Below are 13,448 nucleotides of genomic sequence, written 5' to 3'. Positions count from 1 at the left end.
ACACGAAAGTTCGCCCTGTAGAGGAAGGACCTAGGCGTGGCTGCCGATCAAGAACCGGTGTATGCCCCTGACCAGCTCAAGCCGGGCGACCGCAAGCGCGGGCGCAAGGGCGCCATCGTCTGCGCCGTGATTCTGCTGATGTTCTTCTGGGGAAACCACGAGGGCAACACCGAGAACATCTGGATCGTCCTCTTCGCGGTCGGCCTGATCGGCGCGCTGGTCGTCGACGCCGTGCTGCGGCGCAACGGGCTGCGTCCCGACGACCACTGACCGCACCGGCACACGAAAAAGGCCCGCAGCACGCGGGCCTTTTCCATGTCTGCGGTCAGCGACGACGCGTCAGGATGTCTTTCACCTCACGCAGAGCCGCGTCCACCTCGGCCTCGAAGTAGCCGCCCGACACCAGGCCGAACTGCAACATGTCGAGATCGTTCTCGGGCACCGGCATCGGGCCGCGGCCCGTCATCGCCTGCAGGATGCCCTCGAACAGCCGGTCGACCTGGGCGGGGTCGTAGCCACTGCCGAAGCGCCGCGGCTGGAACGTGCGCCGCAACTGGTCGACCCGGTAGAGCTCGCCACCCGGCTCGCCCATCGGCGGGGGCAGCTGAGGCTGCTGACCGCCGTAGGCGCCGGGCGGGCCGCTCATCGGGGCGTTGCCCATCGGCGGACCACCCATCGGCGGACCACCCATGGGCGGGCCACTCATCGGCGGGCCGCCGTAGCCGCCGCGCGGATCCTGCTGCTCGCGCTGCGGCATGCGGATCTCGGCGGTCATGTCGGTCTTGCCGTGCCGGCCCGCCTCGAAGCCGTCGAAGCCGGTCGGCGTCTCGAAGCCACCCGTGTTGTCGTAGCCCTGGTCGTAACCGCGCGGGTCACGGTCGTAGGCGGGCGGCTGCTGAGTCGGCCGCTGCGGCAGCTGAGGCTGCTGCGGCTGGCCGTAGCCGGTCGGCTCGTCGTAGCGGCCGGCGCCGTACGGGTCGGGCTGCATCTGGCCGCCGCGCGGCGGGGGCTGCTGCTGGAAACGGTCGTCGCGGATCGGCGGAGCGGGGAGCCGCTCGGTGGGCGGCGCCATGCGCCCGCCACCGCCGCCACCGCTCATCGCGGCGCCCAGGCCGCCCTGCTTGGGACCGCCACCGCCGAAGCTGCCGGTGGACAGGCCGCCGCGCAGCGAGTCGCGCATCGGGTCGGGCGCGGGCGCGCCGCGGCCGCCGCGGTCCTCGAGTTCGGCCAGCTGCCGCTCGACCCGGTCGAGGTGCAGGTCGACCTGCCACTCGTCGTAGCCGCCGAAGCGCACGCGGAAGACGACGTCGTGGACCTCCTGGGCGCCGACGGGCGGGCCCGCCTGCTCACCGGCCAGGGTCGCCTCGACACGGTCGAGGAAGGAGTCGACCTCGTCAACCTTGTAGCCGCGGCGCAACGCACGCCGCCGGAAACGTTGCCCCTGACTCGTCACAACGTCTCCCACTCCGCTCGCTGGGACCTGTGCCCAGTCACTGTGCCACCTCCGCGTCGGGTGCGGCGCCCCCAGCGCTCGCCTCCGTGAGCTCGCCCGCGGCCAGCTGGCCGCACGCGCCATCGATCTCCCGGCCCCGGGTATCGCGGACCGTCGTCGACACCCCGGCTTCACGCAGCCGGCGGACGAACTCGCGCTCGACCGGTTTCGGGCTCGCATCCCACTTGCTGCCCGGGGTCGGGTTGAGCGGGATCAGATTCACATGCGCCAGCTTGCCGCGCAGAAGCTTGCCGAGGAGGTCGGCGCGCCAGGGCTGATCGTTGACGTCCCTGATCAGGGCGTACTCGATCGAGATCCGGCGTCCGGTCCGGGCCGCGTACTCGAACGCGGCATCGAGCACCTCGGCCACCTTCCAGCGCTGATTGACGGGCACTAGCTCATCGCGCAGATCATCATCGGGGGCATGCAGGGACAGCGCAAGAGTCACGTTGAGGTCTTCCGCCGTCAACCTGCGCATCGCGGGCACCAGACCCACGGTGGAGACGGTGATGTGCCGTTGCGAAAGTCCCAGTCCCTCGGGCGCCGGAGTGGTGAGCCGGCGTACGGCCTCGATCACGCGGGGATAGTTGGCCAGTGGCTCGCCCATGCCCATGAAGACCACGCGCGACAGCCGTGGCGGTGAGCCGGTGACCGCGCCGCTCGCCGCCACCCCGGCCAGATAGACCACCTGGTCGACGATCTCGGCGACGGAGAGGTTGCGGGTCAGGCCCTGCTGGCCGGTGGCGCAGAACGGGCAGGCCATGCCGCAGCCGGCCTGGCTCGACACACAGGCCGTCACCCGATCGGGGTAGCCCATCAGGACACTTTCCACCAGCGCGCCGTCGTGCAGACGCCACAGCGTCTTCCGCGTCGCGCCGTCGTCGCAGGCCATTTCCCGTACGGGGGTGAGCAGCGTGGGCAGCAGGTCGCCGGTGAGCCGGGCCCGGGTCGCGGCCGGCAGGTCGGTCATCTCGTCGATGTCACGCACGAGCCGGCCGAAGTAGTGGGTCGAGAGCTGCTTGGCCCGGAACGCGGGCTCGCCGAGCGTGGTCACGGCCGCCTTGCGGGCCGCGAGGTCGAGGTCGGCGAGGTGACGTGGGGGCATCGACGGGCGGCGACGGATGGCGACCGCGTCGGGCTGGTCGGGGCTGGTCGGGATGACCGGAAGAATCGTCATGGCACAACCAGTCTCGCACGCTGGCCGCAGTGCGCGCCGTTCACGTGTTCGCCCCGATCAGGGCGAAGAGCAGGTACGCGGTGGGAACGGCGAAAAGGATCGAGTCGAGCCGGTCCATGAGGCCGCCGTGACCGGGCAGCAGGTTGCTCATGTCCTTGACGCCGAGGTCGCGCTTGAGCATGGACTCGGCCAGGTCACCGGCCACGGCGACCATGGACAGGACCGCCCCGAAGACCAGGCCCCAGTAGAAGGGGATCTCGAGCAGGTAGTAGAGCAGCAGGGAGCTGCCGATGGCGGCCGACAGGACCGAGCCGGCGAAGCCCTCCCAGGTCTTGCCGGGGCTGATCGAGGGCGCCATCTTGTGCTTGCCGAAGAAGACGCCGACCGCGTAGCCACCGGTGTCGGAGAGCACAACGGCGAGCAGGGTGCACAACACACGCCAGCGGCCGTCCTCGCCCGCGTCCGGCAGTTGGAGAAGCACGCCGAAGCTGAGCAGGAACGGCACGTAGATCGAGATCATGACGCTGGCGACCAGATCGCGGCGGAACGCGGCGGCGCCGTCGGCTATGCGCCAGATCACCGATGCGGCGATCGTCACCAGGAGGCCGAGCAGCAGCGCGTCGGGGCCGTCGTACCAGGCCAGGCCGACCATCAGCAGCGAGCCGGCGACCAGCGGGATCAGTGGGGCGTCGGCGCCCGAGGCGCGCAGCGCGCGAACCATCTCGTAGACACCGACGGCGGAGGCCACGGCGATGACGCCGAGGAAGGCGTCCGGCCAGATGACCAGGGAAGCGAGAACCACCAGAATCAGGCCCACCCCGACCCCGATGGCGGCCGGGAGGTTACGGCCGGCCCGTCCGCCGGCGCGTCGTTTGCCCGGCTTCTGCTCGGTGGTGGGGGTCGGGACCAGGGGGAGCTGGCTGGTCTGGGCGTCCTCGCCCGCGTGCCAGGCCGGCACGGTCGTCTCGTCGCCGGCGCTCTGCCCGGCACGCGGATCGAGGTAGGACATCAGACTTCGAGCAACTCGGCTTCCTTGTGCTTGAGGAGCTCGTCGACGGTCGCCACGTACTTGTGCGTCGTGTCGTCGAGCTCCTTCTCGGCGCGGCGGCCGTCGTCCTCGCCCGCGTCGCCGTCCTTGACCAGCTTGTCCAGCTGCTCCTTGGCCTTGCGGCGGACGTTGCGGATGGCCACCCGGCCCTCCTCCGCCTTGCTGCGCGCCACCTTGATCATTTCCCGGCGACGCTCCTCGGTCATCTGCGGCAGGTGGATGCGCAGCTGGGTGCCCTCGTTGTTGGGGTTGACCCCGAGGTCCGAGTCGCGGATCGCCCGCTCGATGGGGCCGAGCTGGGACGCGTCGTAGGGCTTCACGATGACCATGCGCGGCTCCGGGACGCCGACGGAGGCCATCTGCGTCACCGGCGTGGGCGCGCCGTAGTAGTCCACCACGATCTTGGAGAACATGGCGGGAGTGGCCCGGCCGGTGCGGATCGCGGCGAACTCCTCCTTGGCGTGCTCGACCGCGCTCTCCATCTTTTCTTCGGCCTCGAAGAGGGTCTCGTCGATCACCGGCTCTTCTCGCCTCCTTGCTTTCTTCGGTGGGGACGGGGTTTGTCAGGCAGTGATCAGGGTGCCGATTCGTTCGCCGCTGACCGCGCGGACGATGGTGTCGTCGCCCTGGGCGCCGAAGACCAGCATGGGCAGGTTGTTCTCCTCGCACAGGCTGAAAGCGGCCTGGTCAGCCACTCGGAGCCCGCGCTGGATGACGTCCTGGAAGGTGAGGCGATCGAGCTTCTTGGCATCGGGGTCGATGCGCGGGTCGGCGGTGTAGACACCGTCGACGCCGTTCTTGCTCATCAGCACGACATCCGCGTGGATCTCGAGGGCGCGCTGGGCGGTGACGGTGTCGGTGGAGAAGTACGGCATGCCGGCGCCGGCGCCGAAGATGACGGCGCGTCCCTTCTCTAGGTGGCGGATGGCACGCAGCGGGATGTAGGGCTCGGCGACCTGGGCCATCGTGATGGCGGTCTGCACGCGGGTCTCGATGCCCTCCTTCTCCAGGAAGTCCTGGAGGGCCAGGCCGTTCATGACCGTGCCGAGCATGCCCATGTAGTCGGCGCGGTTGCGGTCCATGCCACGCTTCTGCAGCTCGGCGCCGCGGAAGAAGTTGCCGCCGCCGACCACGACGGCGACCTGGATGCCGCGCCGGATGACGGTGGCGATCTGCCGGGCGATGCCCTGCACGATGTCGGGGTCGACGCCCACGGCGCCGCCGCCGAACACCTCGCCGGAGAGTTTCAGCACGACCCGGCGCGGCCGTGTGGGCGGCGGGGTCGGATCGTCAACCGTAACTGCCTGCTCGGTCACCAACGTCATGAGACCCGCCTTCCCTTCATGTTCAGCAGAGACCTTATGGGAGAAGGAGGCCGGACGCAGAATCGCGTACCCGGCCTCCCTTGCTCCAACGGCGGCCCGCTTACTCCTGGCCGACCTCGAACCGGACGAACCGGGTGATGTTGACGCCGGCCGCGTCCGCGATCTGCTTCACGGTCTTCTTGTTGTCGAGGACCGAGGACTGCTCGAGCAGGACGAAGTCCTTGAAGAAGGAGTTCACCCGGCCCTCCACGATCTTGGGCAGAGCCTTCTCGGGCTTGCCCTCCTCCTTCGCGGTCTCCTCCGCGATGCGGCGCTCGGAGTCGACGACCTCGGCCGGCACCTCCTCGCGGGTGAGGTAACGCGGGCGCATCGCGGCGATCTGCATGCCGATCGCGCGGGCGTCGTCCTCGCCGGCCTCGTCGCTCTTGCCCTCGAACTGCACGAGGACGCCGACCTGGGGCGGCAGGTCCTGCGCCTTGCGGTGCAGGTAGACCGCGACGGTGCCGTCGAGGATCACGAACCGGTTCAGGACGATCTTCTCGCCGATCTTGGCCGAGTACTCCTGGATCGTGTCGGCGACCGTCTTGCCGTCGGCCAGCGTGGCCTCCAGCAGAGCGGCGGCGTCGGCGACCTTGTTCTGCTCGCCGAGCTCGACCAGCTGCTGACCCAGCGCGACGAAGTCGGGGGTCTTGGCGACGAAGTCGGTCTCGCAGTTGAGCTCGAGCAGCGCGTTGCCGGAGTGGGCGACGATGCCGTTGGCCGCGGTGCGGCCGGCACGCTTGCCGACGTCCTTGGCGCCCTTGATGCGCAGGAACTCGACGGCCTTCTCGAAGTCGCCGTCCGCCTCGTCCAGCGCCTTCTTGCAGTCCATCATGCCGGCACCGGTCAGGTCGCGGAGCTTCTTGACGTCCGCGGCGGTGTAGTTAGCCATGACTCTCTCTCGATGTCAGCTTCGTCGGAGAATTACTCGGCGGGAGCCGCGGCGGCCGGCACGGGCTCAGCCTTGGGGGCCTCCGCCGCGGGGGCCTCGGCGGCCGGAGCCTCAACAGCCGGAGCCTCAGCGGCAGGCGCCTCGGCGGCCTTCTTCTCGGCGCCCTCGTACAGGTCGCGCTCCCACTCGGGCAGCGGCTCTCCGGCGGCGACGGTGCCCGGCTCGGGCTTCTCCTCGGCGCCGCCACGGCCCCGGCCGGAACGGGCGATCAGACCGTCGGCCACCGCGGTGGCGATGACCCGGGTCAGCAGCTCGGCCGAGCGGATCGCGTCGTCGTTGCCCGGGATCGGGAAGTCGACCTCGTCCGGGTCACAGTTGGTGTCCAGCACCGCGATGACCGGGATGCCCAGCTTGCGGGCCTCGTCGACCGCGATGTGCTCCTTCTTGGTGTCCACGACCCAGATCGCCGACGGCGTCTTGGTCATGTCCCGGAGGCCACCGAGGGTCTTGGTGAGCTTGGTCTTCTCGCGGTAGAGCTGGAGGGTCTCCTTCTTGGTGTACCCGGCGGCGGTGCCGGTCAGGTCACCCAGAGCCTCGAGCTCCTTCATGCGCTGGAGCCGCTTGTAAACGGTCTGGAAGTTGGTGAGCATGCCGCCCAGCCAACGGTGGTTCACGTAAGGCTGGCCGACCCGCGTCGCCTGCTCGGCGATGGCCTCCTGCGCCTGCTTCTTGGTGCCGACGAAGAGGATGTGGCCACCCTCGGCGACGGTGTCCCGCACGTACGCGTACGCCTTCTCGATGTAATCGAGCGTCTGGCGCAGGTCGATGATGTAGATGCCGTTACGCTCGGTGAAGATGAAGCGCTTCATCTTCGGGTTCCAGCGCCGGGTCTGGTGCCCGAAGTGGACACCGCTCTCCAGCAGCTGGCGCATGGTCACGACGGCCATGGTGGGTTACTCCCTGTGGTCCCTGGTTGTCACGCTCACCGGCGGCGAGCGTCCTGGTGCCCGGTCGGCGGCCACGGTCGGACCCGAGATGATCGAGACCAGGGAGGGCCGTCGCTGTCGGCCCCGTTCCCGTTTCCGGGACGGACCTGACAGAGGGCACGCGAGGTCGACCGCACGAGGCGGTCGCCGTCAACCAGCATACGCCAAGCTTCGCCGGACCCCTGTCCGCGGTCAGGCCACCGCCAGCCCGGCCGCGATCAGCAAGATCAAACCCGCCGGCAGGTACGCCACCGGAGGGCGCAGCCAGGCCTCGCGCGCGACCGGGCCGCTGCGGGCCACGGAGAACAGCCCGATGCCGGTCAGCGTGAAGCCGAGCGTGAGCAGGACGGCGGGGACGATGCCGCGGGCGTCCGGGTCACCGGCGAAGGTGGCGTCGAACAGCAACCGGACAACCGGGATCATCAGGACGACCATGACGACGGCCACGATGATCGACGTGACCGGGCGCCGGGTCTGGTAGACCTTCTCCTTGCGCTCCGGGGTCACCGGCGGCACCAGCGCGGTCGGCTCGGCCATGGGCTCGGGAGCCGCGGGCACCATGTCGCCGGTCGGCCGGATCGTCGGGTACTCGGTTCCGCGTACGGGAACACGTACCTCCGGCTCGGGCGGGCGCGCATGGCTGCCGGTCGTCGCGGCCGCACGCTGGTCCGGGAGCCGGAAGGCGCCGCTGGGCCGCTCGTGGATGCCGGAGTCGTACGGGTTGGCGGGGATCGAGCCCGAAATCTCGGGCTCAGGCGTGCGGGGGTACTGGCCGGGCCCGGAATACCAGCTCGGCTCGGCGTCATCGGCGTAGCGGCGTCCTTCCACGATCTCGCAACTTAAGTGACTGCGGACACGGACGCCACCGCTGGGCGCATAACACACCTGGACGGTGACACAGAGGTTTTCCACAATTGCGCTCTGTCCACAGATGCGAGGGCCGGCGGGGTGCGCCGCCCGAGCGGGCGGGCCAAGTTGTGCGCCATGACGACGCAAAGGCAGGCGGTAGGGGCGTACGGCGAAGAGGTCGCGGCCCAGCACCTCCAGGAGCAGGGCCTGGTGGTCCTCGACCGGAACTGGCGCTGCGCCGACGGCGAGGTCGACCTGGTGCTGCGCGACGGCCACGACATCGTCTTCTGCGAGGTGAAGACCCGGCGCGACGGCCGGTTCGGTCCGCCGGCCGCCGCGGTCACCCATCGCAAGGTGCGCAAGCTGCGGCAACTCGCGCTCCGCTGGCTCGCCGAGGCGGCTGTGCACCCCCGCGAGATCCGCTTCGACGTGATCGAGGTGCTCGTCCCGGCCGAAGGCGCCGACCAGGTCACCCACATCCGCGCGGCGTTCTGACCGGGCCGGCGATGAGCTATGCGCGCGTCCTCAGCGTCGGCCTGCTCGGCGTGACCGGGCACGTCGTCGAGGTCGAGGCCGACCTCTCCCCCGGCCTGCCCGCCGTGGTGCTGACCGGGCTGCCCGACACGTCGCTGCACGAGGCCCGCGACCGCGTGCGAGCAGCGGTGGTCAATTCCGGCCAGACCTGGCCCAACCGCCGGATCACGGTGAATCTGCTGCCCGCCGCGCTACCCAAGCACGGCAGCGCATTCGATCTTGCGATGGCGGTGGCGATGCTGGTCAGCGCCGGTGAACTGCCGTCGGCGGCGCTCGAGGGCGTGGTGCTGCTGGGCGAGCTCGGGCTCGACGGCACGGTGCGCCCGGTGCGCGGGGTGCTGCCGATGGTGGCCGCGGCCGCCGGCGCGGGGCTGCGCCGGGTGATCGTGCCGCTGGCCAACGCGCGCGAGGCCACCGTGGTGCCGGGCATGGCAGTGGCGGCCGTCGACAGTTTGCGCCGGCTCGTCGACTTCATGCGTGACGGCGCCCCGCTGCTCGAACCGCCGCCGTCCGACGAGGCGCCACCACCGCCCGGCCCCGACCTGGCCGACGTGGCCGGGCAAGAGATGGGACGGTACGGGCTCGAGGTCGCCGCCGCGGGCGGACATCACCTGGCGCTCTTCGGAGCGCCCGGGGCCGGGAAGACGATGCTCGCCGAGCGCCTGCCCACGATCCTGCCCGAACTCGACGACGCCGCGGCGCTCGAAGTGACCGCCCTGCAGTCGATAGCCGGGGTGCTGCCGCTCGATGGCCGGCTGATCCGGCGGCCACCGTTCCAGGCGCCGCACCACACTGCTTCTTCCGCGGCTCTCGTCGGCGGCGGCAGCGGACTGGCCCGGCCCGGCGCTCTCTCACTCGCCCATCGGGGCGTCCTCTTCCTCGACGAGGCGGCCGAGATCCCGTCGGCGACCCTGCAGGCGCTGCGGCAGCCGCTCGAGACGGGCCGGGTGGTGCTCGCCCGGGCCCGCGGCACGACCGAGTTCCCGGCCCGGGTGCAACTCGTGCTGGCTGCCAACCCCTGTCCCTGCGCCAGCCCGGCCGGCGACCAGCACTGCACGTGCGCCCCGGCGGTCAGGCGGCGTTACCTGGCCAAGCTGTCCGGGCCGCTGCTCGACCGGATCGATATCCGGCTGACGCTCGCGCCCCTCAGCGCCGCCCAGCTGACCACGGCCACCGAGCCCGCCACGTCGTCGGCCGTGATCGCCGCGCGCGTGGTCCAGGCCCGTGCGGCGGCGGCGAAACGCTGGTCGGACGGCGGGTGGCGGCTCAACGCCGAGGTGCCCGGGCCGGTCCTGCGCCGGGCGCCCTGGCGGTTGCCCCCGGCCGACACCGCCGACCTGCGCGAGTCCCTCGACAAGGGACTGCTCTCGGCCCGCGGCTTCGATCGAGTTCTGCGGCTCGCGTGGACGATTTCCGATCTTGACGGCCTCGACCGGCCGGGCCGGTCCGAGGTCAGCGAGGCCATCCAGCTGCGTATGGGAGAGAGCAATGCCCGCTGACGACGACGATCGCGCGGCTCGGGTCGCGCTCACCTGGCTGGCCGAGCCGGGCAATCGGGCGGTGTGGGCCCTCGTGGAAGAGGGCGGTGCGGCGGCGACGCTGCACCGCCTGCTGCGGGGCGACGTCGAGAACGGCCCGTTGCGCGAATCCGCGCTCGTCAAGGCCGCGAACATCGATCCGCGGCGCCTCGCCGAGCTCACGCTGAGCCGGGCGGAACGACTGGGGGCACGCATCGTCGTGCCGTCCGACGCGGAATGGCCGCAACGGGTGGGGTCACTGGCGACCCTGGCCCTCGACGACAGCCCGACGCGGATCAACACCGATGTGCGGCCGCCGTTGTGCTTCTGGGTCCGTGGGTCCTGGCCGCTGGGCGAGGCGCTGGCCCGGTCGGTCGGGGTGGTGGGGGCCCGGGCGGCGTCGAGCTACGGACTCCACGTGACAACCGAGATCGCTTACGGGCTGGCGTCGCACGACTGGACGGTGGTGTCGGGCGGGGCATTCGGGATCGACGCGGCGGCCCACCGCGCGGCGGTCGCGGCCGGCGGGCGGACGGTGGCGGTTCTGGCCTGCGGGGTCGACCGGCCCTATCCGATGGGCAACTCGGCGATGTTCGAGCAGATCGCCGAGTCGGGGCTGCTCATCAGCGAGTGGCCACCGGGGACGGCGCCCTTGCGGCATCGCTTCCTGATCCGGAACCGGGTGATCGCGGCCGCGACGGCGGGAACGGTCCTGGTCGAGGCGGCGGCGCGCAGCGGGGCGATCCAGACGATGGGCCGGGTGCTGGCTCTGGGCCGGCCCGCGATGGTGGTGCCCGGGCCGGTCACGTCGGCCATGTCGGTCGGGTGCCACGCGCTGCTGCGCGAGCGACCGGACGCGACCCTGGTCACCGAGCTGTCCCACGTGCTGGAGGCGGTGGGGCGCATCGGGGAATACCAGAGCGACCCGGCTCGCGGGCCGGAGCACCGGCGCGACGGGCTCGACGAGGAATCAGCCTTGCTGCTGGAGGCGGTTCCACGGCGAGGGACGGCCACGCCGGAAGAGCTGGCGGTCCGGGCCGGGCTGGCTCTGCGGACGGTGTTGCGGCGACTGTCCCTGCTGGAACTGAGCGGGCTGATCGAGCGCCGGGACGCCGGGATCGCTCTTCGCCGGAAGGCCCGGTGACCGTTCGTGGGCAGCACAAAGGCGGGCGCCTCGCGGTCGCCCGTGTTGCCGGGCGCTTCCGCGCCCGGCCGGGGTCAATCCTCGGAGTCGTCCAGATCGCGGCGGTGCACCTTCATCCACGCCTCGACGTCGTCGGTCGCCCACACCTTGCCCTGTGCGAGGTCGGCGACCGGCTTGGGGAAGTCGGCGCGGCTGGTGATCTGGTACGCACGCTGCCGGCTCACCCCACCCAGACGGATGCGGATCTCGTGCGCCCCCATGAGCCGGATCGGTTTCGCTGCCACATGATCGACCGTAGGCGCGAGACTATTAGTCAATCATCAAGTTGCTAGGAGACAGCTAGTCGTATGTCATCTACACTGTCCTCATGACTAGGCGTCGCCAGACTACCTCGCCCGTCCCCGTCGGACCGATTCATCGACGCGTGTGGCGGTCGCTCTGGCGCCGCTGCCGTTGTGGCCTCGTCGCCCCCTGCGTCGACGCACTCGTCCCGGCGCCGCCCCTCCCCTTTCCTCCTCGGGGCGCGGCCTCCGTCACAGACATTTCCCCGCCCTCACCCACCTTCACCACCGAAAGGAGGTACAACCACGACAGACCCCCCATGAGACCGGGCAACACAGGGAGCGATCCCACCTTCCTGTCACGCTGTCTGCCCGGCGGCTCCCACTCTCCAGCACGGAGACCCCAGAGGCCGCCGGGCAGCAGCCCCCGCCCCGCATCCACTCACCGTCCCGACAGCACCAACGGGGGCGGCCGCCACCACCCGACCGGACCCGGCGGCGGCCGAGCTACTCCACCGCCACACCGAGCCACTCCGCCGCCACACCCCGAGCACGACGACATCTCGGTGCGCGCCGGTCCGTCGCCCTGAGCAGAGCCAGCAGGAAGACAGAGCCGATCATGCATTCATCCTGTGCCGTCCCCTCTGCGGCGCCCGGTCCGGCAAACCGGCCGCCGGCAACGGAGGCATCCCCGGCAAGACTCGGCCACCCGGCCGATTCAACCTCGACAGCGAACACCGACCGGACGGCGTCTCGCAGCACCGCAAGCCTCGGCCCCGGCCGCCCAGCAATGGCGTACCACCACCTCAACCTGCACCACTGGTGACCCGCACCAACCGGCATCAACGGCCGGGTCTGCGCCCCGCTTCGCAGCAACACCGACGCCATCTGCGGCACCGGCGTGAAGTTCCGGTCTCGACCAACCGTTGCCAGATCGTCCATGTCGGCTGCGCGCGCATGAGGCAGCGCACGCAGCTGACAGATCCGGTGGCGGATGAGTGCTCAGCTTCTCCGCTGGAGGGCCCAGTGCGTGCCGGCGACCGCATTTGAGTGGACTGCAGCCCGCCGCGCCGGCAGTCAGCGCAGATCACCGGGCATGCAGGACGTTGTCACCGCGGGCACTGCGGGACACTCCACTCGCAACGGACATGGGTCGCGAAGCTGCGAAAGACAGCGACGCGGGCCGGCTGGCATTGGGCTGGCAGCAAGCGTCGCCAGCAACCGCACGCACTACTGGAAGCAGCCGACGTGGATCGGCGGACATGTGACCGATAGCAATTTCGCCGGCAACCGCATGCACAGCGAAACACAGCACTGGCAACGGACCTGGATCGCCGGGCATGCGGCCGACAGCAGGCCCAACCGACAACCACCTGCACAGCCGGGCTACCACACCGACAGCGGACCCGGGCCGCGGAACATGCGGCCGACAGCAAGCTCGACTGACAACCGCCCGCACTGCCGCACCACACCGGCAGCGGACGTAAGTCGCGGAACATGCGGCCGACAGCGAGCTCGACTGGCACCCGGATGCCGTGCCGAACAGCCCACCGGCAGCGGACGTGGATCGCCCGACAGCGAGCCCGGCCGACAACCACCTGCACTGCCGCGCACCACAGCGGCAACGGACCTAGCCGCGGAACATGCGGCCGACAGCAAGCTCGGCTGGCAACCGGATGCCATGCGAGACACCAAGCTGGCAGCGGAAATGGATCGCCGGCGAACGAGCCTGGCCGGCGAACGCAGACGCTGCGAACCACCACGCTGGTGGCGGATGTGGACGCCGGGCAGGCGGCCGATAGCGAATGACTGGCAATCGGGGGCGCTGCAGGTGCACCACGTCGGCAGCGAACGTGAGTCGTCGGGCAGGCCGGTAGCGAGCGTGGCTGGCAACCGTGTGGGCTGCAGACCGTCACGCTGGTAGCGGGCGTGGGCCGGCGGGGAGGCAAGACGGCAGCGAGCCCAACCGGCAGCCATCACGCTGGCAGCGGGCGTGAGCCGGCGGGGAGGCGGGCCGGCAGCGAGCCCAACCGGCAACCACGCGCGCTGCAACCCATCGCACTCGCAGCGGGCATGGGCCGCCGGGCAGGCGGGCCGGCAGCGAGCCCAACCGGCAACCACGCGCGCTGCAACCCATCGCACTCGCAGCGGGCATGGGCCGCCG

The 13,448-nt window shown here is 70.7% G+C and carries 13 protein-coding genes; 4 read left to right on the top strand and 9 right to left on the bottom strand.

Going from position 1 to position 13,448, the window contains the following annotated elements; genetic code table 11:
* Positions 1–36 precede the first annotated feature (36 nt).
* Positions 37–270 (top strand): DUF2631 domain-containing protein, encoded by a 234-nt coding sequence (locus KXC43_RS25190; protein ID WP_221378617.1) that lies wholly within the window; start codon positions 37–39, stop codon positions 268–270.
* A gap of 55 nt (positions 271–325) precedes the next feature.
* On the opposite strand, the gene KXC43_RS25185 is transcribed toward KXC43_RS25190, so the two are convergent.
* The 8 genes from KXC43_RS25185 to KXC43_RS25150 form a co-directional block, all read right to left on the bottom strand.
* Positions 326–1,453 carry a DivIVA domain-containing protein gene (locus KXC43_RS25185; RefSeq protein WP_221378616.1) on the bottom strand — a complete coding sequence of 376 codons (1,128 nt, stop codon included), beginning with the start codon at positions 1,451–1,453 and terminating at the stop codon, positions 326–328.
* 37 nt (positions 1,454–1,490) lie between these two features.
* Positions 1,491–2,669: a dual-specificity RNA methyltransferase RlmN gene (gene rlmN / locus KXC43_RS25180; protein WP_221378615.1), complete on the bottom strand. Its 1,179-nt coding sequence runs from the start codon at positions 2,667–2,669 to the stop codon at positions 1,491–1,493.
* Positions 2,670–2,709: 40 nt separating this feature from the next.
* On the bottom strand, positions 2,710–3,678 hold the full coding sequence (locus KXC43_RS25175; protein WP_221378614.1) for a phosphatidate cytidylyltransferase: 969 nt from the start codon (positions 3,676–3,678) through the stop codon (positions 2,710–2,712).
* The gene (gene frr, locus KXC43_RS25170; protein ID WP_221378613.1) at positions 3,678–4,235 is read right to left on the bottom strand and encodes a ribosome recycling factor; all 558 of its coding nucleotides are present in this window, start codon (positions 4,233–4,235) and stop codon (positions 3,678–3,680) included. Before frr ends, KXC43_RS25175 begins: the two co-directional genes overlap by 1 nt.
* 45 nt (positions 4,236–4,280) lie before the next feature.
* Positions 4,281–5,042, bottom strand: a complete 762-nt coding sequence (gene pyrH, locus KXC43_RS25165) for a UMP kinase (protein ID WP_255644801.1) — start codon at positions 5,040–5,042, stop codon at positions 4,281–4,283.
* 100 nt (positions 5,043–5,142) lie between these two features.
* Positions 5,143–5,973: a translation elongation factor Ts gene (gene tsf, locus KXC43_RS25160; protein ID WP_221378612.1), complete on the bottom strand. Its 831-nt coding sequence runs from the start codon at positions 5,971–5,973 to the stop codon at positions 5,143–5,145.
* Between the two features lie 32 nt (positions 5,974–6,005).
* Positions 6,006–6,920 (bottom strand): 30S ribosomal protein S2, encoded by a 915-nt coding sequence (rpsB, locus tag KXC43_RS25155; RefSeq protein ID WP_221378611.1) that lies wholly within the window; start codon positions 6,918–6,920, stop codon positions 6,006–6,008.
* Positions 6,921–7,151: 231 nt separating this feature from the next.
* Positions 7,152–7,787 (bottom strand): hypothetical protein, encoded by a 636-nt coding sequence (locus tag KXC43_RS25150; protein ID WP_221378610.1) that lies wholly within the window; start codon positions 7,785–7,787, stop codon positions 7,152–7,154.
* Positions 7,788–7,943: 156 nt separating this feature from the next.
* Between KXC43_RS25150 and KXC43_RS25145 the strand changes: the two genes are divergently transcribed.
* The 3 genes from KXC43_RS25145 to KXC43_RS25135 are packed head-to-tail and all read left to right on the top strand — an operon-like array spanning position 7,944 to position 11,003.
* Positions 7,944–8,303, top strand: coding sequence for a YraN family protein (locus KXC43_RS25145; protein WP_221378609.1), 360 nt, complete (start codon positions 7,944–7,946; stop codon positions 8,301–8,303).
* Between the two features lie 11 nt (positions 8,304–8,314).
* A complete protein-coding gene (locus KXC43_RS25140) occupies positions 8,315–9,841 on the top strand; it encodes a YifB family Mg chelatase-like AAA ATPase (protein WP_221378608.1) in 1,527 nt (508 codons plus the stop codon).
* A complete protein-coding gene (locus KXC43_RS25135) occupies positions 9,831–11,003 on the top strand; it encodes a DNA-processing protein DprA (RefSeq protein WP_221378607.1) in 1,173 nt (390 codons plus the stop codon). Before KXC43_RS25140 ends, KXC43_RS25135 begins: the two co-directional genes overlap by 11 nt.
* A 74-nt stretch (positions 11,004–11,077) precedes the next feature.
* On the opposite strand, the gene KXC43_RS25130 is transcribed toward KXC43_RS25135, so the two are convergent.
* Positions 11,078–11,263 carry a DNA-binding protein gene (locus KXC43_RS25130; protein ID WP_215784742.1) on the bottom strand — a complete coding sequence of 62 codons (186 nt, stop codon included), beginning with the start codon at positions 11,261–11,263 and terminating at the stop codon, positions 11,078–11,080.
* Between the last annotated feature and the right edge of the window lie 2,185 nt (positions 11,264–13,448).

The sequence above is a fragment of the Paractinoplanes polyasparticus genome (assembly GCF_019710575.1).
In the GTDB taxonomy this organism is placed as follows: domain Bacteria; phylum Actinomycetota; class Actinomycetes; order Mycobacteriales; family Micromonosporaceae; genus Actinoplanes; species Actinoplanes polyasparticus.
The sequence above is the reverse complement of the archived record's forward strand: the minus strand, read 5'-3'. Positions and strand labels throughout refer to the sequence as shown.